The organism is Paraflavitalea pollutisoli (genome assembly GCF_029360705.1).
Lineage (GTDB): Bacteria > Bacteroidota > Bacteroidia > Chitinophagales > Chitinophagaceae > Paraflavitalea > Paraflavitalea pollutisoli.
On sequence record NZ_JARKMX010000008.1, the window covers coordinates 2,178,825 to 2,200,819 of the forward strand.

Consider the following 21,995-nt stretch of genomic DNA (forward strand, 5'->3'; position numbering starts at 1 on the left):
CGTCATGCAGTCCATATACATGTTACCAAGCTTTTTTCACCTACAGGAAAACATTGTTCCCAAAGTTTACGGTTTGGTTCTCGTTGTGCCGTGTAATCTTCAGGGAACCACTCAATGGCGTGTACTTTTTCCGGAGTCGGCTCTATAACCCCTCTATAATGATGATCACCGGCTACTGTGTATGATGGTAATGGAGTACCTGTAGGTAACCATTTATAAGGAAAGTCATTTGAGTGTTGTTTCCATTTAATTACGCCGTTTTCGATAAAGACAACCATAACCGGATATTCCCCATGTTCCCGGTATCGTAAAAAAGTGGCAGTCTTAGAAGTACCGAAATATGCAGCTACATTTTCGATCAACTTTACACTAAGCTTCTCTTTACTGACTTTCTTTTTAAACAACGTCTCAGGCATCAGCAATTCGGCTGCAAACTCATTCGCTTCTTTTTCATGTGTTCCCTTGGCATACCATTCATTCAGGGTAAGCTTGTTGTCAGTAAAAAAAGAAAGGTGCTTATGGAGCCGCGCATGCCCTATTTCATGGGCAATCACGTAATTAATCTTCGGTTGGTAATTTATCGCCGCTTTAACATTAACAATACCCATATTTCCATTCATAAGAATATGCCCATCACTACCTTCCATATCCTTACGCTGTACCATTAGCCCACATGCATAGGCCATTTCTTCGATAGTAAGGTCACCCGGAGTGGACCATCCCAATTCATCTAATAGCAGTTGTGCTTCACGGCTTGGACGACTCATCGGATTGGGAGTTACTAAGCTTATCTTTTAATATACTAAACAAATGCAGCAGCTCTTGATCTTCGGCTATGGAACCTTTATCTTTTTCGGTAAGTTGTTCAAATCGGTTAAATAACGGTTGTAATTGCTGCATCTCCCGCTGAGAAAGCATTTGTTTTAATTTATCAAAACCGAATTCCTTTAGACGTTTTACCTCCGCAACCAGGTTACTATATAGCGACTTTTGCCGCACTGCTTTTAATTTTGCAGTCCGAAGCTTTATTTGCCGTAAATGCTTTGTAATGAATGGATCTTGTTCATAACTATCCCCTTCCCAAATATCTTCATCAGGCTCATGAAAATTCATGTCCAGCAACAGGCCGTACAGATGGTTTAATATCTCAGCGTTTGACTTTTGCATAGTAATCCGATTCAAAATAAGGAGAAGACTGAATTTTCCTGATAAAAACTTCGCGTAGTTTATAAACTTGCTTAGGCGTCTTTTCCATTATAGCAGCAATTTCCGCCGGTTTCATGCCTTCTTTGATACAATCCCAGAACAGTACACATTCAGTGTCCCTTTGAATTATGGCTTCTATCGCCTGGATTTTCTGATCAAGGATCAGTTGGTCCATATCACTCCCCCCCTCCGGCAATTCTTCCTGCTGGTAAAAGTATGTTTCCAGATCGTCAAAAACGCCCCCATAAACCACCTCTGGCTCACCATTCTTCTGCTCAACCCTAAACTTATTAACCTCTGTATCAATTACACTGCCAGCGATCCGGCAAAGCTGCTGTGAAAGCGTGTGTCCGTCCTTCCACTGCCAGGATCCGTTGAGCACGGCTTCAATGGCATATCCGACATAGTAATCAATAGCTTCCGCACCCAACCTTGTGGCGGAGTGAGCCCCAAAATGGGTTCGTTTAGCCAGACGGATACACACCTCCCTCCGGCATTTCTCTATAGCGGCTGCCCAGGCAGCCTCTACATTTTGTAAACCATCCAGCTTTTGATGGTTCCTTTCAAAGTATTCTCCAGTTTCTATATCCATTATAACCGAAAAATTTTCTTTTTCCCTTTCGGGTAATTTCAGTTGACGACGGTTAGGTAATAATAACGGACAAAAGCTCCTGGTAACTAATATAATGAAAATGATAAAATTATTAACAAAAGAAGATTACAGACCGTTCAAGATCTTGTGTATAGATGGTGGCGGGATAAAAGGGCTCTATTCAGCTACAGTGCTGGAGCACCTGGAGCAACGGTTTGGCCCCTGTGGAGAATACTTCGATATGATCTGCGGCACCTCCACCGGCGGGTTGATCGCTCTGGGACTTGCCCTTGGAAAACCGGCAACAGAGATCAGTACGCTCTACGCCGATGAAGGGAGGAAGATATTTCCACGTAGCATCGTACCCTTTGGACGTCGAATCTGCCAGGCATTATGGGGCGGCAAGTACTCCGACAGGCCGTTAAAGAAGATTCTGGAAGCCTTTTTCCAGGAAAAGAAGGTCGGCGATTTAAAGAACCTGATCTGCATTCCATCCTATTCGGTCACGGATGCGCGCCCTTGGGTGTTCAAACGTGACCACGGCCTTCTGGATCGTGATAATGGCACTCTCCTGGTCGACGTTGCATTAGCCACCTCGGCAGCACCTACGTTTTTCCCACTATGTGAGATTCCAAGATACGACCATAAACAGTTCATTGATGGTGGTGTCTGGGCCAACAACCCCACTCTTGTGGGGATTATTGAAGCCTTAACCTATTTCGTCGGTAAAGACAAGCCATTCAATGCCGTAGAGGTGCTGTCCGTTAGCAGCCTCAGCAATACCGGCGGTAAATCAGTAGGGCTTTCCAGACACCGGTCATTTATACGCTGGGGCGCCGACCTATTCGACACTTCCCTTAATGGGCAGAGCGTCTTTACGGACTACTTCCTTCAGAAGTTATGCGAAATGAACGACATCAAGTTCAAATACGTGCGTATTCCATCGGAACTGGTATCTGCAGAGCAACAACATCTTGTAAAATTGGATTGTGCCCGAACCAAGGCCATACGGTTCATCAGGGGAAAGGGTAATGATAGGGGTACCATGGCCAAAAAAGACCCAACGATTGCCGCATTTTTCAATAACAAAAAACTATATAATATATAAGACTATGGCACACTTACACGAGACCTTCAAACAGTATAATCAGGTTATACGACTATCAGATGAGAAAAGGGATGAACTGATTCGCTCACGTAACGAACTCCGAGCACGCATCAGCAGCCGCCACAAACTACATCAGAATACCGCTCAAAAACCATACGAAGAGCTTGAATTCCAAAGTCAGGGGTCTTTTGAGATGGACACCATTATTGCACCTGAAAACGACGACTATGACCTGGACGACGGTGTATACTTTATAGGTAAATTGCCTGCCAGCCAAAGACCTGCGCCAACAGTTTTCCATAAGGCAATCATTGATGCAATTGGCAACTACGATTCTTCCAAAGAGGTGATCGACAAGGACACCTGCGTACGCGTAATAGAAAAGAAGGGGTTTCATATTGACCTCCCTATCTATTATGCTGGCAATAAGGAATGCCCGGATCTCGCAGTAAAATCCAAAGGCTGGATACTGAGCAATCCGATTGAATTTATTGCCTGGTTTGAAGAAAAGGCCCAGTCGGGATTCAAGAAGGGGTTTCTTTATGAGGCAAAGCTTTTTTCGGAGTACGAAAGATGGCTGGGTGATGTGCGTAAAAATGACGTCCAGATCAGACGAATAGTACGATACCTTAAAGCTTGGGGTGACTTAAGAAGGGAGGAGATGCCCTGCGGGCTGGTTATGACGATCCTGGTTGCAAACAATTATTATCCGCATGACAGGGATGATATTTCGTTGAAAGAGACCCTTGTTTTGATAGAGAGTGCCTTGCGCAAAGACTTCAAATGCCTGCGCCCTACATCTCCGCAGGGAGAAGACCTACTGGCTAGCTATAACAACAAAGAGGCATTCATGCGTTACCTTCAATATTTTATCGATAACGCTAAAAAAGCACTGACAGAAGAAGATCACACTATTGCTTGTGAACACTGGAGGAAAAGCCTTGGCAAACGCTTTAAATGCCAGGAAAAGCAACAGCTTAATGTTGCACCTTATGTCAAGGCAACAACCAGCCTTGCTGCGGGAGCAGGAACATCCAAACCTTATAGCCGCATAAATGAGTAAAGGATATTTGTGTTTTCTGGAGCAGTTAGACGAAGCCATTAAGCGCTACCCCACCCTGCAAAAAAAAGAGGTGAATGAGCGGACTATTTTAGCTGGTCGTTTGTCAGTTATTGACCGGGACGGGCAACAATGGGATGAGTATGAGGTGGAAATTCATGCTACAGACTTGTTTCCCAACCGGTTCCCGGATCTTTACGAAACCGGCGGAAAGATTCCCCGTATTGGTGATTGGCATATTAATGAAGACACGTTCACCTGTTGCATTACCGTACCTCCTGAAGAGATCATTCGCTGCAAAAAAGGAATCAATCTATGCACCTACATTAGTGAGCAGGTCATGCCCTACCTGTTCAATCAAACGCATCGGCGGGTCGAAGGATATTATGTCAACGGGGAATATTCGCATGGAATTAGGGGATTGATGGAGTATTACAGCGATCTTCTCCAGACAGGAGATGATGTTTATACTACCGTAAGACTGATCATTTTTATCGCGGAACACAATCGCCCATTGCGGACTAGTCTATGTTTCTGCGGTAGTAGTTTAAAATACCGTCACTGTCACAGAATTGCATACGAACAGTTAAAGGAGTTGGATAAAGAACACTTACTTCAGCATGCCATACTTATAGCAAAACGTTATGGCCTTTAAAATATAAAAAAAGGGATCACCTTTCAGTGATCCCTTCCGGGAGGTCCCGACCAGATTTGAACTGGTGTAGGAGCTTTTGCAGAGCTCTGCCTAGCCGCTCGGCCACAGGACCCTCTATTTTCCCACATCCTTACCATCGGTTCGAATGGGGTGTGCAAAAGTAGGATATTTGTTGGATATTTGACAAGTATCCTAACAACTTTTTATGCAACGTATCCCGGAATCGGAACTGATTATCAATCATCGGGGGGCTATCTACCACCTCGATGTACGTCCAGAAGAGCTTGCCGGCACCATTATCACCGTCGGCGATCCCGACCGCGTAGCCCAGGTCAGCAAGCATTTTGACCGCATCGAATTCCAGCGCCAGCACCGCGAATTCGTTACCCACACTGGGTTTGTTGGGAACAACCGGGTGTCCGTCGTCTCCACCGGCATCGGGCCCGACAATATCGACATCGTCCTCAACGAACTCGACGCCCTCGTCAACATCGACTTCGACACCCGCACCATCAAACCCGAACACACTACCTTAAATATTATACGCGTGGGCACCTCCGGGGCCCTGCAAGCTGATATTCCGGTCGACAGCTACGTGGTTTCCACCTACGGCCTCGGTATCGACAACCTCCTCAACTTCTACCGCCACGAGGAAAACGACGCCGAAAAACAGCTGCTCCAGGCCTTTATCACCCAAACCCAGCTCCACAGCCGCATCTCGCAGCCTTATATAGCTTCCTGCAGCGGCCACCTCATGAAGCATTTTGCGGGCGATGGCTTTCATGCGGGCATAACTGTCACCTGCCCCGGATTTTACGGTCCCCAGGGCCGTGTACTCCGCCTTGGCCTCAGCAATCCCAATCTAATCGACCTATTGACCGAATTTAGCTACGGCGTTCACCGCATCACCAATTTTGAGATGGAAACCTCCGGCATCTATGGCCTGGGCCGCCTCCTGGGGCACCACTGCCTCTCGCTCAGCGCCATTGTAGCCAACCGGGTCGTTAAAGAATTCTCAAAAGATGGCAGTCTGGCCGTTCAGGGCCTCATTACCAAAACACTGGAAGTGGTGGCCGCGTTATGATAGTTGGCTGATTGTTAGTAATTTTGGACTCTGATTAATTGCAAAACCGTAGAGGAAATATATTGATGAAACTGAAATTTTACAAATATCAGGGAACCGGCAACGACTTTGTCATCCTTGATAACCGGGACGGAGCCTACAACGAGCTCAATACCGAGCAGATCCGCTTCTTATGTGATCGCCGCTTTGGCATCGGTGCCGACGGCCTCATGCTGCTCAATACGAAAGCAGGTTACGATTTTGAAATGAAATATTACAATGCCGATGGCCGCGAAAGCACCATGTGCGGCAATGGCGGCCGTTGCCTCGTAAAATTTGCCTACCACCAGGGTATCAAACGCAACGCCTACCATTTCATCGCCGTTGATGGTGACCACGAAGCCGAGATCGACGACGATGGCACCGTAAGCCTGAAAATGAAAGACGTAAATGCCATCAAAGAATCGCACGGCGATTTCATCCTCGATACTGGCAGCCCCCATTACGTTAAAATGGTTCCCGATGTGATGTCGTTCGATGTATATAAGAAAGGAATGGACATCCGCTACAACAATACTTTCGCCAAAGAAGGCATCAACGTCAATTTCGTCGAGCAGAAACGCGAAGACGAGATCATTGTACGCACCTACGAACGTGGCGTGGAAGACGAAACCCTCTCCTGTGGCACCGGTGTAACGGCCAGCGCCCTCGTCTGCTACCACAACGAACGTGGTTTCAACGACGTCACGGTACTGACGCGCGGCGGCAAACTGTCGGTTGAATACGACCGGATCGCCGATGATACGTACAACAATGTATGGCTTTGCGGTCCCGCAGAAAAAGTATTTGAAGGAGGGATCGAGCTATAATGACGAATTATCCGGAAACCCTGACCATAGAAGAGATACTGCGCGATTCGGAAAAAGCTTTCCAACGGTTTACTGCTTTTTGCAAAGAATTACCCGCCGAAGTATTTTTCGATGAAACACGTGGAGACTGGTCGGTTGCACAACACATGCAGCACCTGATCATCTGTATCAAAACAGCCACCGCCGCCTATGCCCTGCCCCGTTTTCTCGTTCGCCTGTTTGGCGGCAAACCCGGCCGGGTATCGCAATCCCTGCCCGACCTGATCGCCAATTACAAGGCCGTATTGGCTGCCGGCGGCACCGCCACCGGTCGCTATGTCCCCAAGCATTTCAAGCCCAATTCCAATAAGGAGGAGCTGGTGAAGCAATGGCGTCAGTTCACCACCATCTACCTGCAGGCACTGGGTAAGAACTGGAAAAAGGAATCCCAACTCGATCATTATGTGGTAAAACACCCCCTCCTGGGTAAGATCACCCTGCGGGAACTGTGCTATTTTACCATCTACAATACCGATCACCATCTTAATAGCGTGAAAGCCAGGGTCTAAGCACCCTGGTTTTGCTTTTAACACCTGCCCTCCCCGCCGTATTCCGGCATCTGGGTAAAAGGCTCCAAAGCAAGCACAATTAATGTTTTCAACAACCCGAATTCGCAATTCGGAACTACATTTCCCCCTACCTTTGCGCCGGCAAAATGATCCAGTACTTCAAAAATATCAACCACCAGACGGTCGCCATCGACAAACCCGAAAATGGCTCCTGGGTCAATGTATTGCCCCCGCTGAAGCAGGAAGAGTTCTCCGAACTGGCCGATCAGCTGGACCTCCCCCTCGACTTCTTGACCGACTCACTCGATATCGACGAAAGAAGCCGTTTTGAGGAAGATGACAACGTGAAGCTGGTGGTCATCAAAACGCCTACGGAGAACAACTCGTTCAACGAAAGCGACGCCCAGTACATCACCATCCCCATCGTGATCATCCTCACGCACAACCAGATCGTGACGGTCAACTCCTTCGACAACGAAGCCATCAAGAAATTCCTGCATACCTTCCAGAACCGTCACCCCGACAACCGGAAGATGATGGCCCTGAAAATCTTTGAAAAGATCATTCAGACCTATATGCAGTCATTGAAGGAAATTAACCATCGCCGCAACCTGGTAGAGCAACGCCTGTATGCCGCCAACCGGAATGAGGAATTGCTGCAACTGATGCGTATCCAGAAAAGCCTGGTGTATTTCGTGACGGCCCTGCGCTCCAACGAAATGCTGTTGATGAAGATCGAGCGCACCAATTTCCTGGGCCTCAACGAAGACGAGAAAGAGTTTCTCGCCGATTTGATCGTAGACAACTCACAGGCCCTAGAAATGGCCAATATCTATACCAACATCCTGAGTAGTACTTTGGATGCCTTTGCCAGTATCATCGCCAATAACCAGAACGAAGTGTTGCGCCGCCTGTCGGTGATCACGATCGTATTATCGTTCCCCGTACTGGTGGCCAGTATCTACGGCATGAACGTGCCCATCCCCTACAAGGATTCACCGTACGCGTTTTACATACCGGTATTCCTCTCCCTCATCATCTCCCTGGTGATCGGTTGGTTCTTCCTGAAGCGGAAGATCTTCTAGTGCAGTTTAGCCAATAGCATTTTGCCAAATAAGTACTAAGTTTATGCCCTCAACATCAGGTATATGTTCAACGTACGGGTATACGGTATCTTAATGAACGAGCAGAAACAGGTATTGGTGGCAGACGAATACATACGCGGAAGTTATTATACCAAGTTTCCGGGTGGTGGATTAGAATTTGGAGAAGGCACCCGCGATTGCCTGAAAAGGGAGTTCAAAGAAGAGATGGACCTCGATGTTCGTATCGGCGATCATATTTATACCACCGACTTTTTTCAGATGAGCGCCTTCACCCCCGATCAACAGATCATCGCCATCTATTATTTTGCCCACGCACTCGAACCGATCAAGGCTCCCCTACGCACCAGCCAATTCGATTTCGACGACCGCGAAATGGAGCTCTACCACCGCACCGGCGAAACCGAAACCTTCCGGTTCATCGACTGGGATGATTTTTCGGGTGAACACATTACGCTGCCGATCGATAAGATCGTGGCGGATTTATTGAAGGCAACCCTGAAATAAACAGCACTGATTGGCTATTTCTTTTTGGAGACGGCTTTCTTTTCTAATCGAGCAATGAGTTTTTCAACATCTTTTGCTTCCGGTCGCATGACCGGCTTAAGCTTTTCCTGCAAGAAAGCAATATCATCAATTGTTCCATGCTTTTTAAGCAGTTCAAGCACTTCAATTGGATACTTATCATAGATCTTCTTCAGGACAACTATCAATTCCTTCGAATTCCGGAAGCCTCCCTTTAACGGAAGAGCTTGGACCAATGAGGCTCTTTCAAAGGTGGCATACTCCTTCAACAGTTGATGCTTTAACCAATTTGAAATATCTGTTGTTTTTGATACAGCAATCACATGTCCAACCGTCCACATAACCACTTTATTAAAATATCCATCTTCGAAAAACTCAATAAGTGGGGCTGGATCAAACGGTTCTTCCGCCGCGATCAATGAACGCAATAAATCTCCACCATGCCCGCGGTGATCTTTATAAACCTCCGGAAATAGCTGTAAAATAACTTGCACTGCTTCAGACGGCAACGTCTTTCGATTAAACAGATCATATATTCCTGTTGTCCTAAAGCCGACTTTCTTCAGCGCGGTAATAAGTTTGATTTCACCCTTGCCCATAGTCAAAATCTTTTACATACGCCAACCTGGTTTACTTTACCTAGCTACATCCCGCAAACTTCTACAATGTGACACCTTGACTAAATCCCCCTGTGCAATCCCCTACCCCTGCAAACTCACCTTCACCGGCTGGTAAACCGGTAGTGTGATCGTAAAGGTAGTACCCACATCGGCCTTGCTGGTAGCCGTGATGAAGCCGTGGTGTTTCTCGACGATCTTTTTGCAAAGCGCCAGGCCAATACCTGTTCCTTCAAAAGCGGTATTGCCATGCAACCGGCGAAACATCTCGAATACCTGCTCCGCATAGATCTGGTCAAACCCAATACCGTTGTCCTCCACATATATCCGGCAGTACTTACCATGCTCCTTCGGATCGGACTTTCCGTTTTGACCGGAGGTCAACTCATAACGGATCGTGACCCGCGGCGCCACATCGTCTTTGCTATATTTCAGCGCATTGCTGATGAGGTTATAAAATAATGGTCTGATGAGGCCAGGCTTTACTTCCAGCGCCGGCAACGGCGATACGATATCGATCTGCGCCGCTTTCTCGCGGATCATACTTTCCAGGTCTACCAATGCCTCATCCAACAAAATATTCAGGTCGGTAAATTCAAAGGTATCTTTCTCACCCGTCAGTTTGGAGAAGGCAAGAATGTCTTTGATCAGGGCCTGCATGCGGCTGGCCGCACTCTGTATGCGGCTGATATAGGTATTGGCATCTGCATCCAGTACCTCCTTGTATTTGGTGGCCAACAAATCGCTGAACGTACGGATCTTCCGGAGCGGCTCCTGCAGGTCGTGCGAAGCCATGAAAGCAAACCGGTCCAGGTCGCGGTTGGCCGACTCCAGCAAGCTGATATTGGCCAGCAATTGCCGGTTCAGTTGCCGCACCTTTTCTTCCGAAGCACGGCGTTCCGCGATCTCATTCTCCAGGTTCTTGTTGATGGCTTTCAATCGCTGCTCCTGGATCTGTAACCGGTGGTTCTTTTGGTACAGATCGATGAACACCCCCACCTTGGCCCGCAGCAGATCGGGATTGATCGGCTTATAAATATAATCCACCGCGCCACTCCGGTACCCCTTGAAGATATTGTCCTCGTCGAAGTTGTTGGCCGTGATGAATATGATCGGTATATGACGCAGCTTTTCCCGCTCGTAGATCAGGGACGCCGTCTCGAACCCACTCAGGTTGGGCATCTTGACATCCATCAGGATAAGGGCAAAGTCGAATTCCGTCAGAAGGATCTTCAGCGCATGGCGGCCGGATGTCGCTTTGACAAAATGGTATCCTCCAGGCTCCAGGATCGCCTCCATGGAAAGCAAATTATCTTCGCGGTCGTCTACCAATAAGATCTTTTGCTGCATGTGCTTTTTTTAAAGTTCAGTTGATTAGCGGTAGCCATCACAGGGTACGGATTAATAGAATTATTTATAGAACCACACACGCATTAACGACAACAACTGATCAATCTTCAAAGGTTTGGTGATATAGTCCGAAGCACCCGCCTCGATACATTTCTGCCGGTCCCCTTTCATCGCCTTCGCTGTCACCGCAATGATCGGCAGCAAACTGTTCTTGTGCTCGCGCCGGATCTTCTGCGTCGTCTCGTATCCATCCATCTCCGGCATCATGATATCCATCAACACCATATCGATCTTCGGATTCTCCTCATTGATGATATTGATCGCTTCTTTCCCACTCTCTGCCGTGATCACATTGATATTGTAGCGCTCAAACACCGTCGTAAGGGCAAACAGGTTGCGCACATCGTCATCCACCACCAACACATTTTTACCCGTCAGGATATCTTCTTTCATCCGCACATTTTCGATCACCCGCTTCTTCTCTTGCGGCAGGTCTTTGTGGTTGATGTGCAGGTGCAGCACCGTTTCTTCCAGCAAATGCTCCAGCGAGTTGACCCCTTTCAGGATAATACTGTTGGAGGTACGTCCCAAATGCTGCAATTCCTTCTTCGCAAAGTCCTTCGCCGAATAGATAATCACAGGCGTGTGTTTCTCTTTATTTTCCGCCACCCTGTTCACAATATCCGTACCCGAAATATCCGGCAATGTATAATCAAGAATGATACAGTCAAAATTCTTCTCTTTATCGGTGATCTGAGCAACCGCGTCTTTACCGGTACCGGCCAGGGTCACTTCCATATGATCGCCCTGCAGCATCTTGACGATTTGCGAAGAATCGAGCTCGTTGTCCTCTACTACCAGTACCCGCTTAATATCCTTCTCGTGGAAGGTCAGGATATCATCAAACAACTCATTCAGCTCTTCATTGTCCAGCGGTTTCAGCAGGAAACTCCGGGCACCCCGCTTCAAGGCAAGCTCCCGGTTCTCTTCGCCCGAGATGAGGTGAATGGGAATATGGCGATAGTTCAGGTCATTGCGCAACAGATCCAGCACCTTCCAGCCACTGGTATCCGGCAATTTCACATCGAGCGTAATGGCAATCGGGAGAAACCGGTTGATAAAATCAAACACTTCGATATAATTGGTCGCCACAATGGCCTTCATACCACGACCATGCGCTTTATCTATGATGATCTTACCAAATCGAAGATCATCTTCAACAATCAGCAATACTTTATCGGAAGGCTGAATGGCATTTCGGTCATCACCGGTATCATTGATCATTTCGTTGACCATACCCTGCATCCCCTGCCCTTCTTTGGGCTCCGTGGTGGCCCGGATAGAATTGATCAGCGTATCGATCTCGCCACTGTCGCCTCCCAATTGGTATTGGCGCAAGGCTGACAGTTTCTCCTCTTTCGGCGCCAATCCCACGGCCGCTTCGATCGGCAGGAAGAGCGTGAAGGTACTACCAAACGACGGCTGACTTTCGAGCTCGATGGTACCACCCAGCAGTTCGGCCAAGCCACGGCTAATGGACAACCCAAGCCCGGTACCACCATATTTACGGCTCGTAGAGCCTTCCGCCTGCTGGAAGGCTTCGAAGATGATGTTTTGCTTTTCTACCGGGATACCGATGCCCGTATCGCTGATGGCAAAGGCCACTACTTTCGATGCGTTGTCGAGGGTAGGCGTACCTGCTTTCCAGCTCTTACGGGCTTCGTAGATACGCAATTTCACCTCACCCTTCTCGGTAAACTTAAACGAGTTCGACAGCAGGTTCTTGAGTATCTGGTTCAACCGCTGCAGATCGGTCTCCATCAATGCCGGCAGCCTGGAATCGGTCTCGATCGTAAAGCGCAAATGCCGCGCTTCCGAAATGGGCTTGAAGGTCGTTTCCACAAAGGAAGCGATCTCCGAAAACCGCACCGCGCCAAAGTTAGCAGTGATAAAGCCCGACTCGATCTTCGACAGATCGAGGATATCATTGATCAGTTGGATCAGGTCATCACCACAGGAGTGAATGGTACGCGCATAGCGGATCTGCTTGTCCGACAGATTACCCTCCGCATTTTCATACAACTGCTGGGCAAGGATCAGCAAACTGTTCAGCGGCGTGCGCAACTCGTGCGACATATTCGCCAAAAACTCCGACTTGTACTTCGAGGTAAGCGTCAGCTGCTCCGCTTTTTCTTCCAACGAACGGCGTGCTTCTTCCACCTCTTTGTTCTTCGCCTCCACCTCGTTCTTTTGCTTCACCAGCAGCAAGGCTTTGTCCTGCAGCTCGTCATTCGTACGACGCAACTCTTCCTGCTGTATCTTCAACTCACCCGCCAGTGACTGCGACTGGGTAAGCAGTTCTTCCGTTCTCGTATTCGCTTCGATCGTATTCAATACGATACCGATACTCTCCGTCAACTGACTGAGGAAGTCGAGGTGCGTTTCGCCAAAGGCATCGAGCGAGGCCAGCTCGATCACCGCCTTCACGTTGTTTTCAAACAACACCGGCACGATGATGATATTGGCCGGCTTGGCACGACCAAGGCCCGAATTGATCTTGATATAATTGGCGGGTACATTGCTGAGGATAATCCTTTCTTTTTCATGGGCCACCTGACCTACCAGTCCTTCGCCGATCGCGAATTCGGTCGGCACATTCTTATCGGTCACATAACCATAAGCGGCAAACTGGCTCAGTCGGGCGCTTTGGGTATCGTCATCCTGCCGTAAAATGTAGAAGGCGCCATAATGTGCATTCACCACCTGCGCCAACTCGGACAGGATACGCTGGGTCACCGTTCTCAGGTCACGCTGCCCCTGCAGCATCTGACCAAACTGTGCCAGGTTCGATTTCAACCAATCCTGCTCCTGGTTGCGCAAGGTCGTTTCCTTCAGGTTGCTGATCATCTGGTTGATGGTATCCTTGAGGGCTTCCACCTCCCCTTTCGCTTCTACACGGATGGTTCGGGTAAGGTCACCTTTGGTCACCGCACTCGCCACCTCGGAGATCGAACGCACCTGCGTCGTCAGGTTCTGCGCCAGCTGGTTCACGTTTTCAGTGAGGTTCTTCCAGATACCCGATGCACCCGGCACACTCGCCTGGCCACCCAATCGACCTTCCACACCCACCTCACGGGCCACTGTTGTTACCTGATCGCCAAACACCGCCAGGGTATCGATCATTTCATTGATGGTATCGGTGAGCTGAGCCACCTCACCACGTGATACGATCGAGAGCTTTTGTTTCAGGTTGCCGGTGGCCACCGCCGTTACTACTTTCGCAATACCCCGCACCTGGTTGGTCAGGTTGGAGGCCATCATATTTACTGAGTCCGTAAGATCTTTCCAGGTACCGGCCACACCACGCACTTCTGCCTGGCCACCGAGTTTACCTTCCGTACCCACCTCACGCGCTACCCGCGTTACTTCGAAGGCGAAAGAGTTGAGCTGCTCCACCATCGTATTGATCGTATTCTTCAGATCAAGGATCTCACCCTTTACGTCGATCTGTACTGTTTTACTCAAGTCTCCACTCGCCACCGCTTTCGTCACTTCGGCGATGTTTCGCACCTGGGCCGTCAGGTTACCCGTCATCTGGTTTACCGAATCGGTCAGATCCTTCCAGGTACCGGCAACGCCCGGCACGAAGGCCTGGCCACCCAGTTTACCATCCGTACCCACCTCACGCGCTACCCGCGTTACTTCCGACGCAAAGGCACGTAGCTGATCCACCATCGTATTGAGGGTTTCTTTCAGCTGCAGGATCTCCCCGCGCACATCCACCGTGATCTTCTTCGACATGTCTCCATTCGCTACCGCAATGGCCACCTCGGCAATGTTACGCACCTGATCCGTCAGGTTACCCGCCATCTGGTTTACCGAGTCGGTCAAATCCTTCCAGGTACCAGCCACACCCGGCACGTTGGCCTGGCCACCCAGTTTACCATCCGTACCTACCTCACGCGCCACCCGCGTTACTTCCGACGCAAAACCCCGCAGCTGGTCCACCATCGTATTGATCGTGTTCTTCAGCTCGAGGATCTCGCCTTTTACATCCACCCCGATCTTACGGCTAAGGTCACCGTTGGCCACCGCCGTCGTTACTTCCGCGATGTTCCGTACCTGAGAGGTCAGGTTGGAGGCCATTTTATTAACAGAGTCGGTCAAGTCTTTCCAGGTACCACCTACACCCGGCACATCCGCCTGGCCACCAAGCTTACCCTCCGATCCTACCTCACGGGCTACCCGCGTCACTTCTGATCCGAAGGAGTTGAGCTGGTCCACCATGGTGTTGATGGTATTTTTTAATTCAAGGATCTCTCCTTTTACGTCCACGGTGATCTTACGGCTAAGGTCACCACGCGCTACCGCCGTCGTTACTTCTGCGATGTTACGCACCTGACCCGTCAGGTTACTCGCCATACCGTTTACGGAGTCGGTCAGGTCTTTCCATACACCACCGACCCCTTCCACAGCAGCCTGTCCGCCCAGTTTACCTTCCGAACCCACCTCACGCGCCACGCGCGTTACTTCCGAAGCGAAGCCCCTCAGCTGGTCCACCATCGTGTTGATGGTATTCTTCAACTCGAGGATCTCACCCCGCACATCCACATCGATCTTACGGCTAAGGTCACCGGTCGCCACGGCTGTGGTTACTTCCGCAATGTTCCGTACCTGCGAGGTCAGGTTACCGGCCATCACGTTCACGGAATCCGTTAAGTCTTTCCAGGTGCCACCCACACCGGGCACCTGCGCCTGGCCACCGAGCTTTCCTTCCGATCCTACCTCACGCGCCACACGCGTTACTTCCGATCCGAAGGAGTTGAGCTGGTCCACCATCGTATTGATCGTATTCTTGAGCTCGAGAATTTCTCCTTTTACATCCACCGTGATCTTACGGCTAAGGTCACCGCGTGCTACCGCGGTCGTTACTTCTGCGATATTACGCACCTGACCAGTCAGGTTACTGGCCATACCATTTACCGAATCGGTAAGATCCTTCCAGGTACCGGCTACGCCTTTTACCTGTGCCTGGCCACCCAGTTTACCTTCTGTACCCACTTCAAGCGCCACACGGGTGACCTCCGACGAGAAGGAGTTGAGCTGGTCCACCATCGTATTGATCGTATTCTTCAACTCGAGGATCTCTCCTTTCACGTCTACCGTGATCTTACGACCCAGGTCACCGCGCGCCACCGCCGTCGTTACTTCGGCAATGTTACGCACCTGCCCCGTTAGGTTACTTGCCATCTGGTTTACCGAATCGGTAAGGTCTTTCCAAACCCCACCGACCCCTTTTACCTTGGCCTGGCCGCCCAGCTTACCTTCCGACCCCACCTCACGCGCCACACGCGTTACTTCCGCAGAGAAAGAGTTCAGCTGATCCACCATCGTATTGATCGTATTCTTTAACTCGAGGATCTCCCCTTTTACATCCACGGTGATTTGGCGACTAAGGTCACCTTTTGCTACGGCCGTTGTCACCTCAGCGATGTTACGCACCTGACCTGTCAGGTTACTCGCCATCTGGTTCACCGAGTCTGTCAAGTCCTTCCAGGTACCGGCTACCCCTTTTACCTGGGCCTGGCCACCCAGCTTACCCTCCGTACCCACCTCGAGGGCCACGCGGGTCACCTCGGAAGAGAAGGAGTTCAGTTGGTCCACCATCGTATTGATCGTATTCTTAAGCTCCAGGATCTCTCCTTTTACATCTACCGTGATCTTTTTCGACAAGTCGCCTTTTGCTACGGCCGTCGTTACCTCGGCAATGTTCCGCACCTGGCCCGTCAGGTTGCTCGCCATCTGGTTGACCGAGTCCGTCAGGTCTTTCCACACACCACCTACACCCTTTACTTTCGCTTGTCCACCCAGTTTACCTTCCGATCCCACTTCACGCGCAACGCGCGTCACTTCCACTGAAAAGAGGTTGAGCTGGCGCACCATGTCGTTTACCTCTTTGGCAATACGCGCAAATTCCCCCTGCAGCAAGTGTCCACCGATCTCCAGTGGCATTTCCTGCGAGAGATTACCCTTGGCCACCAGCGAGATTACGTGGGCAATTTCGATGGTCGGGTGCACCAGGTCCGATATGAGCGTATTGAGTGAATCCATACCCGTACTCCACGCGCCCTTGGCATGGGGTACTTCAATGCGTTGGGTGAGCTTACCCTGCTTACCGATCGTACTGCCGGCGCGGGTAAACTCCTGCATCATCTTTTCATTGAGGGAAATGATGTCGTTGAGGGTGTCGCAGATCTTGCCGTTGAGCCCGACTTCGTCGATCGGCATACGCACACTGAAATTACCATTCTTCATTTCGGTGAGCACGTGCAACAAGGCACGGAGGTCAAACTGCTCAGCTACCTGCGGGGAAACATGGGCAAAGCCATTGCCATTGGAGGCAGTTGTTTTCCCGGTGCGGGTTGCCGTTTTGGTAGTCGGTTTTCCGCTCGCCTTGGCAGTACGGGTAGCGCTGCTTTTGGCTGGCATGGACTTAGTTTTTGGGCGGGTCATAGCAAAAGTTTATTAAAGAAGCCTTTAACATATAACAAATCATGCCAGAAATACAGAAAATCACTTACGTAGACGGGTATTGACTTGTAGCGAAAAAGCAAAAAGCCAGCTTAAACAAAATTCCCCATTTCGAGCAATAAAATATACATTTTGTCCCATTTGCACCCCTGTATCATATTGCCTTTTTCTGCTACATCATAACTTTTATTGAATCGATTTAAACAAAGCCAGCCTGCATTTGAGCGATTGTCAACATCGTGCAAAGCCTTGTTTAACAAATCGGCACGTTTTTTCTACAGGATAAGCACCTTTCTACAATTATTGCCCTGAACCATTCATGAAAAATTTTTCGCACCAACCTTACAGTACTCCGGTACCCCTATGTTCATATTACCTATTGTCTAACATTTATAACTATTAGATATGAAAGCCGATCTTGTAAAAACGCTTCAGAAGAAAAAAAAGCAGATCCTGGAGATCTGGATGGAAAAGCAACTGGCCGATGCGGGGTTGCGCGATGACCTCATTAGCAATGAGGAATTGCGCATTCAATCAGAAGAACTGGTCCAGGCGCTGGTCCAATCGATCACAGAAAAAAACCTGGGGAATGTAGAATCTTCGGAGTTTGAACCGGTTTACGAGATCCTGGCAGGTATCAGCCTGTCGCGCGCCAAGCAGGGTTTCTCACCCCGGGAAACGGGTATTTATATCTTTAGCCTGAAGGATAGCCTGCTCCAGGTGATCCAGGAAGAGATGCGCGATGACCCCGCTGCAATGTACGCGGAAACTATTCGTATCAGCAAGCTCGTCGATAGCTTTGGCATCGCCACCTTCGAAACATTCATTAAAGGCCGCGAAGAAGTGATCTATCGCCAGACCAATGAGATCACGGAGATCTCAACCCCGGTGATACGCGTGTGGGATGGTATCCTGGCCCTGCCCATCATCGGCACCCTCGACAGCTCCCGTACCCAGGTGGTGATGGAAAATTTGTTGCAAGAGATTGTCGAGACTGGTAGCAGCATTGCCATTCTCGATATTTCCGGCGTACCGGCTGTAGACTCGCTGGTAGCCCAGCACCTGATCAAAACGGTAAGTGCGACCCGCCTCATGGGTGCAGAATGCATCATCAGCGGTATCCGTCCGGAGATCGCCCAGACCGTAGTACATCTTGGCATCGACCTGTCGAATATTACGACGAAGGCCAGCCTGGCCAGCGCCCTGCGGCATGCCTTCAGCCAATTACACCTGGAAGTAAGAAAGAAACAAAAACAACAATAAGTAACAGATTGAGCATGGAAAAGATTCCTATTCTTCGGATGGGACACTTCTTGTTGGTAACCATTCAGGTTGATCTGTACGACCGTCTTGCCGTGAATCTCGAAGCGGATCTGGTGCAGATGGTTAATAAAACAGGAGCCAGAGGAGTGTTGATCGATATTTCAGCTGTATCGATCGTTGACTCGTTCATGGGCAGGATCATCGGCAATATTGCTAATATGTCGAAGATACTGGATGCCGAAACTGTCGTCGTAGGTATGCAGCCGGCAGTAGCCATCACACTCGTTGAACTGGGCCTTCCCCTCCAGGGTGTATTTACGGCATTGAATGTCGAACGGGGCATGGAGTTGTTGCGGAACAGAATTGATCTTGACCTAAACCCCGAAGACGATGATGACGACGCAATTAGTGACGCTGACTAAAGACCGCATGGTGGTGAAGCTCGAGCAGGATGTTGTTCCTTTCCGCAACCGCGTCAAGGAACATGCGACGAAGATCGGCATGGGGCTGGTCAATCAAACCAAGCTCATCACAGCCGCCAGCGAATTGAGCAGAAATATGCTCAGGTATGCAGGCGGTGGCGAAGTATTGATAGAAGTGGTGAGTAAAGGCCGCGAAAACGGCATTCGCCTCACCTTCTCCGATAAAGGCCCTGGTATTGAAGACATTAAAAAAGCGATGCAGGACGGCTACTCTACGGGCAAAAGCCTTGGGCTGGGCCTGCCGGGTACCAAAAGGCTCGTCAGCGAATTCGACATCAAAAGCGTTCCTAATCAGGGAACGACGGTGATCATATTAAAGTGGAAGAACGGTTGATTATGGCACATGTGCGCTTCAATGCATCCGACAGGAGTTATACTGCACTGATCAAAAAAGATATTCACCGGATGGTCTCCAACGCCGGGTTGGAGGTCAAACGTGTCGATGAAGTGGATATCATTGTGGCAGAAATAACCTCAAACCTGCTCAAGTATGCAAAAGAAGGAGAATTATTGGCCTTGATCGGCGAGGAAACCGGAAATAAATACTTAGAGTTGATCGCCATCGACAAAGGACCAGGAATGGCAGACCCTGCCAGGATGCTGGAAGATGGAATATCAACCTCCGGTACACTGGGGCAGGGACTGGGGGCCATCAAACGCCTGGCCGACACCTGCGAAATATACTCTTTGAAAGGCTGGGGTACCATATTGCTGGCAAGGATCTATCAAAAGCCACCACCTTATAAAAAGCCCCCAAAATTTACTTTCCGGGGCCTCGTAGTCGCGAAACCCGGAGAAACCGTAAGTGGCGATGGGTGGCAATTGCAGCAGGATCATTTAAGAATACGTGTGATGGTAGCAGATGGCCTGGGACATGGTCCGGAAGCACAAAAAGCAGTGCAGACCGCTGGTCAGGCATTTCTCCAAAGTGATGCATGGACGCCGGCAGAGATCATCCGCCAGCTGCATCTCGACGTAAAACGTACACGGGGACTTGTTGCCACGATACTGACTCTCGATCTGCAATCAAAGGCGGTACAGGTATGCGGTGTGGGCAATATATCCTGTAAGGTTTACGGCGGTGCACAATCCAAAGGCTTGATCAGTTATAATGGTATTATCGGTATGAACATTCCCGGCACCATGAAGGACCACCAGTTCTTCGTAGCCGAAGGACAGCAATATATCATTCTCTGTTCAGATGGCATCCGGTCACAGTGGGAGATCATTAGGTATCCGGGCATCCTGAAATACGACCCTTCCGTGCTGGCAGCCGCGATCTATAAGGATTTTGCCCGCCAAACCGATGATATGTCTGTCGTGGTTGGCAAATTAAATTAAGAGTATGTATGAATTGACCCGTCTCAGTCTAGAAAATGACATGGACATTATCCTCGCCCACCGGCGATCGATGAAGTTGGGCGAACTGGCAGGATTATCCTTGTCCGGTCAAACCACTTTTGCGACGGCCGTGTCAGAGATATGCCGGTACGGGATCGATTTCCTGGTACGCCCTGTACTGCGCCTCGGTATGCATGTACAGGACAAACAGATTGTTGCGATTATTGAGGGGATCAGCCCGGTATCGGACAAACATCACGCTAACCTGCAGTATGCCCGCAAACTTGCGGACCGTTTTATCGTACACGAAAAAAGTATAGAAACCGGTTTTCGCACGCCTCCCAACAAACAACTCACCGAAGCCGCTGTGAAACTCTGGGCAGGCAGTTTCAGCAATGAATATCCCCTATCTCCCTATGACGAGATCAAACGTAAGAATATCCAACTGCAGCAGCTGGCCGAAAAACTGCAGGAAAGTGAACTCAAGTATAAGCAGCTGTCGGAGTCGGTACCGCTGATGATCTTTACCCTGGATGCTGACGGCGATCTAACCTACGCCAATCATTGGCTGCTTGACTTTACCGGCGCCACGATCGACCAAATACGTGAAGCCCATTGGGCGAATATTATGCACCCCGATGACTGGGAACAGGCAAGGATCATCTGGGAAAATGAAACGCCCCTCTTGCAACCGATGAATATGCAATACCGCTTGCGGAGCCAGTCTACGACGGAATGGGTATGGCATATGGCAGCCACGATGCCGGTGAAAGACCAAAACGGCCATTTCACCTGGATTGGCTATGCAGTAAACATCCATCACCAGAAACTGATAGAACAGACGCTAAAAGACAACAGGGAATTACAGGACATTCAAAACAAATTACAAACATATCAGTCTGAATTAGAAAATAAACTATACGAACTTAACCGCAGCAATGTAGAATTGGCTCAATTTGCCTACGTAGCCTCCCATGACCTGCAAGAACCGTTGCGTAAAATACTGGTGTACAGTGATTACCTGCAACGGAAATTCCCCGAACTGGATGCCCACATGGTGACAATTCTCAACAATATGATTGGGGCCACCACCCGTATGAAGCGACTGATTGAGGATCTCCTGCTATTTACCCGCCTGTCTGCAGAGAGTCAGGAACATGCACCAGCCGACCTGAACGACCTGTTTCAAAGCGTACTGGATGACTTTGACATGCAACTGCAGGAGAAACATGCCCGGGTGGAAGTGGCCGCCTTGCCGGTGTTTCGCTGTAGTCCCCAACACCTTAAACAGGTTTTCGCCAATCTGTTGTCCAACTCCATCAAATATTCCCGCCCCGGCCTTGCACCCGAGATCAAGGTACGTAGTGAAACGGCCGGCAACAAGCTTATGATCCATTTCACAGACAATGGCATTGGGTTTGAAGATAAATATGCAGACAGGATCTTCGGCATGCTTCAGCGGCTGCATAGCCGCGAAGAGTTTGAGGGTACCGGTATCGGCCTTTCTATTGTCCAGAAGATCATCGATATGCACAAAGGTTCCATTGTAGCGCGCAGTCAGCCGGGTCACGGCGCCACCTTCATCATCACCTTACCCTTTGAAGAAAACCTGGCTGTAAAGTTGGTACAGTCCTCCGAAAAACAAGATATAACAACAAAAGTCCACTTATAATCACAGAATG

19 protein-coding genes and 1 tRNA gene are annotated in these 21,995 nt (G+C 49.4%); 13 read left to right on the plus strand and 7 right to left on the minus strand.

The genetic code is table 11. The features are described from left to right. Positions 1 to 2 precede the first annotated feature (2 nt). The 3 genes from P2W70_RS22430 to P2W70_RS22440 are packed head-to-tail and all read right to left on the minus strand — an operon-like array spanning position 3 to position 1,798. Complete coding sequence (locus P2W70_RS22430) at positions 3 to 767, minus strand: ImmA/IrrE family metallo-endopeptidase (protein WP_276483770.1); 765 nt, start codon at positions 765 to 767, stop codon at positions 3 to 5. Further along, on the minus strand, positions 748 to 1,167 hold the full coding sequence (locus P2W70_RS22435; RefSeq protein WP_276483771.1) for a hypothetical protein: 420 nt from the start codon (positions 1,165 to 1,167) through the stop codon (positions 748 to 750). Before P2W70_RS22435 ends, P2W70_RS22430 begins: the two co-directional genes overlap by 20 nt. Next, positions 1,148 to 1,798: a hypothetical protein gene (locus P2W70_RS22440; protein ID WP_276483772.1), complete on the minus strand. Its 651-nt coding sequence runs from the start codon at positions 1,796 to 1,798 to the stop codon at positions 1,148 to 1,150. Before P2W70_RS22440 ends, P2W70_RS22435 begins: the two co-directional genes overlap by 20 nt. A 94-nt stretch (positions 1,799 to 1,892) precedes the next feature. Between P2W70_RS22440 and P2W70_RS22445 the strand changes: the two genes are divergently transcribed. The 3 genes from P2W70_RS22445 to P2W70_RS22455 are packed head-to-tail and all read left to right on the plus strand — an operon-like array spanning position 1,893 to position 4,621. After that, on the plus strand, positions 1,893 to 2,906 hold the full coding sequence (locus P2W70_RS22445) for a CBASS cGAMP-activated phospholipase (protein ID WP_276483773.1): 1,014 nt from the start codon (positions 1,893 to 1,895) through the stop codon (positions 2,904 to 2,906). A gap of 4 nt (positions 2,907 to 2,910) precedes the next feature. Further along, complete coding sequence (locus P2W70_RS22450; RefSeq protein WP_276483774.1) at positions 2,911 to 3,969, plus strand: cyclic GMP-AMP synthase DncV-like nucleotidyltransferase; 1,059 nt, start codon at positions 2,911 to 2,913, stop codon at positions 3,967 to 3,969. Further along, a complete protein-coding gene (locus P2W70_RS22455) occupies positions 3,962 to 4,621 on the plus strand; it encodes an SEC-C domain-containing protein (RefSeq protein WP_276483775.1) in 660 nt (219 codons plus the stop codon). Before P2W70_RS22450 ends, P2W70_RS22455 begins: the two co-directional genes overlap by 8 nt. Positions 4,622 to 4,662: 41 nt before the next feature. Here the strand turns inward: P2W70_RS22455 and P2W70_RS22460 are convergent. Further along, positions 4,663 to 4,733, minus strand: a tRNA-Cys gene (locus P2W70_RS22460). 93 nt (positions 4,734 to 4,826) lie between these two features. Here P2W70_RS22460 and P2W70_RS22465 point away from each other — a divergent pair. From P2W70_RS22465 to P2W70_RS22485, 5 genes are all read left to right on the plus strand, one after another. Beyond that, entirely contained in the window at positions 4,827 to 5,705 is an 879-nt protein-coding gene (locus tag P2W70_RS22465) for a nucleoside phosphorylase (protein WP_276483776.1), read from the plus strand. A 65-nt stretch (positions 5,706 to 5,770) separates the two neighbouring features. Continuing rightward, complete coding sequence (gene dapF / locus P2W70_RS22470) at positions 5,771 to 6,553, plus strand: diaminopimelate epimerase (protein ID WP_276483777.1); 783 nt, start codon at positions 5,771 to 5,773, stop codon at positions 6,551 to 6,553. After that, a complete protein-coding gene (locus P2W70_RS22475; protein WP_276483778.1) occupies positions 6,553 to 7,101 on the plus strand; it encodes a DinB family protein in 549 nt (182 codons plus the stop codon). Before dapF ends, P2W70_RS22475 begins: the two co-directional genes overlap by 1 nt. A 146-nt stretch (positions 7,102 to 7,247) precedes the next feature. Further along, a complete protein-coding gene (locus P2W70_RS22480) occupies positions 7,248 to 8,186 on the plus strand; it encodes a magnesium transporter CorA family protein (RefSeq protein WP_276483779.1) in 939 nt (312 codons plus the stop codon). A 63-nt stretch (positions 8,187 to 8,249) separates the two neighbouring features. Beyond that, positions 8,250 to 8,711 carry an NUDIX domain-containing protein gene (locus P2W70_RS22485; RefSeq protein ID WP_276483780.1) on the plus strand — a complete coding sequence of 154 codons (462 nt, stop codon included), beginning with the start codon at positions 8,250 to 8,252 and terminating at the stop codon, positions 8,709 to 8,711. 14 nt (positions 8,712 to 8,725) lie between these two features. On the opposite strand, the gene P2W70_RS22490 is transcribed toward P2W70_RS22485, so the two are convergent. The 3 genes from P2W70_RS22490 to P2W70_RS22500 all read right to left on the minus strand — a co-directional run bounded on the left by P2W70_RS22490 (position 8,726) and on the right by P2W70_RS22500 (position 17,185). After that, a complete protein-coding gene (locus tag P2W70_RS22490; protein ID WP_276483781.1) occupies positions 8,726 to 9,328 on the minus strand; it encodes a hypothetical protein in 603 nt (200 codons plus the stop codon). 102 nt (positions 9,329 to 9,430) lie between these two features. Then, complete coding sequence (locus P2W70_RS22495) at positions 9,431 to 10,696, minus strand: ATP-binding protein (protein ID WP_276483782.1); 1,266 nt, start codon at positions 10,694 to 10,696, stop codon at positions 9,431 to 9,433. 60 nt (positions 10,697 to 10,756) lie between these two features. Beyond that, positions 10,757 to 17,185: a HAMP domain-containing protein gene (locus tag P2W70_RS22500; protein WP_276483783.1), complete on the minus strand. Its 6,429-nt coding sequence runs from the start codon at positions 17,183 to 17,185 to the stop codon at positions 10,757 to 10,759. 447 nt (positions 17,186 to 17,632) lie between these two features. Between P2W70_RS22500 and P2W70_RS22505 the strand changes: the two genes are divergently transcribed. Genes P2W70_RS22505 through P2W70_RS22525 form a run of 5 tightly spaced genes read left to right on the plus strand, consistent with a single transcriptional unit; the run spans position 17,633 to position 21,985 of the window. Beyond that, complete coding sequence (locus P2W70_RS22505) at positions 17,633 to 18,490, plus strand: STAS domain-containing protein (protein ID WP_276483784.1); 858 nt, start codon at positions 17,633 to 17,635, stop codon at positions 18,488 to 18,490. A 14-nt stretch (positions 18,491 to 18,504) separates the two neighbouring features. Then, positions 18,505 to 18,912 carry an STAS domain-containing protein gene (locus P2W70_RS22510; protein ID WP_276483785.1) on the plus strand — a complete coding sequence of 136 codons (408 nt, stop codon included), beginning with the start codon at positions 18,505 to 18,507 and terminating at the stop codon, positions 18,910 to 18,912. Next, positions 18,881 to 19,306 carry an anti-sigma regulatory factor gene (locus tag P2W70_RS22515; protein WP_276483786.1) on the plus strand — a complete coding sequence of 142 codons (426 nt, stop codon included), beginning with the start codon at positions 18,881 to 18,883 and terminating at the stop codon, positions 19,304 to 19,306. The genes P2W70_RS22510 and P2W70_RS22515 overlap by 32 nt, the downstream gene beginning before the upstream one ends. A 2-nt stretch (positions 19,307 to 19,308) precedes the next feature. After that, on the plus strand, positions 19,309 to 20,313 hold the full coding sequence (locus P2W70_RS22520) for an ATP-binding protein (RefSeq protein WP_276483787.1): 1,005 nt from the start codon (positions 19,309 to 19,311) through the stop codon (positions 20,311 to 20,313). A gap of 4 nt (positions 20,314 to 20,317) precedes the next feature. Next, entirely contained in the window at positions 20,318 to 21,985 is a 1,668-nt protein-coding gene (locus P2W70_RS22525; protein WP_276483788.1) for a sensor histidine kinase, read from the plus strand. Positions 21,986 to 21,995 lie beyond the last annotated feature (10 nt).

Excerpts from the sequence above, each read along its gene's own strand:
- P2W70_RS22430 (WP_276483770.1), bottom strand. The coding sequence starts at position 767 with ATGAGTCGTCCAAGCCGTGAAGCACAACTGCTATTAGATGAATTGGGA.
- P2W70_RS22435 (WP_276483771.1), bottom strand. The coding sequence starts at position 1,167 with ATGCAAAAGTCAAACGCTGAGATATTAAACCATCTGTACGGCCTGTTG.
- P2W70_RS22440 (WP_276483772.1), bottom strand. The coding sequence starts at position 1,798 with ATGGATATAGAAACTGGAGAATACTTTGAAAGGAACCATCAAAAGCTG.
- P2W70_RS22445 (WP_276483773.1), top strand. The coding sequence starts at position 1,893 with ATGAAAATGATAAAATTATTAACAAAAGAAGATTACAGACCGTTCAAG.
- P2W70_RS22450 (WP_276483774.1), top strand. The coding sequence starts at position 2,911 with ATGGCACACTTACACGAGACCTTCAAACAGTATAATCAGGTTATACGA.
- P2W70_RS22455 (WP_276483775.1), top strand. The coding sequence starts at position 3,962 with ATGAGTAAAGGATATTTGTGTTTTCTGGAGCAGTTAGACGAAGCCATT.
- P2W70_RS22465 (WP_276483776.1), top strand. The coding sequence starts at position 4,827 with ATGCAACGTATCCCGGAATCGGAACTGATTATCAATCATCGGGGGGCT.
- dapF (WP_276483777.1), top strand. The coding sequence starts at position 5,771 with ATGAAACTGAAATTTTACAAATATCAGGGAACCGGCAACGACTTTGTC.
- P2W70_RS22475 (WP_276483778.1), top strand. The coding sequence starts at position 6,553 with ATGACGAATTATCCGGAAACCCTGACCATAGAAGAGATACTGCGCGAT.
- P2W70_RS22480 (WP_276483779.1), top strand. The coding sequence starts at position 7,248 with ATGATCCAGTACTTCAAAAATATCAACCACCAGACGGTCGCCATCGAC.
- P2W70_RS22485 (WP_276483780.1), top strand. The coding sequence starts at position 8,250 with ATGTTCAACGTACGGGTATACGGTATCTTAATGAACGAGCAGAAACAG.
- P2W70_RS22490 (WP_276483781.1), bottom strand. The coding sequence starts at position 9,328 with ATGGGCAAGGGTGAAATCAAACTTATTACCGCGCTGAAGAAAGTCGGC.
- P2W70_RS22495 (WP_276483782.1), bottom strand. The coding sequence starts at position 10,696 with ATGCAGCAAAAGATCTTATTGGTAGACGACCGCGAAGATAATTTGCTT.
- P2W70_RS22500 (WP_276483783.1), bottom strand. The coding sequence starts at position 17,185 with ATGCCAGCCAAAAGCAGCGCTACCCGTACTGCCAAGGCGAGCGGAAAA.
- P2W70_RS22505 (WP_276483784.1), top strand. The coding sequence starts at position 17,633 with ATGAAAGCCGATCTTGTAAAAACGCTTCAGAAGAAAAAAAAGCAGATC.
- P2W70_RS22510 (WP_276483785.1), top strand. The coding sequence starts at position 18,505 with ATGGAAAAGATTCCTATTCTTCGGATGGGACACTTCTTGTTGGTAACC.
- P2W70_RS22515 (WP_276483786.1), top strand. The coding sequence starts at position 18,881 with ATGATGACGACGCAATTAGTGACGCTGACTAAAGACCGCATGGTGGTG.
- P2W70_RS22520 (WP_276483787.1), top strand. The coding sequence starts at position 19,309 with ATGGCACATGTGCGCTTCAATGCATCCGACAGGAGTTATACTGCACTG.
- P2W70_RS22525 (WP_276483788.1), top strand. The coding sequence starts at position 20,318 with ATGTATGAATTGACCCGTCTCAGTCTAGAAAATGACATGGACATTATC.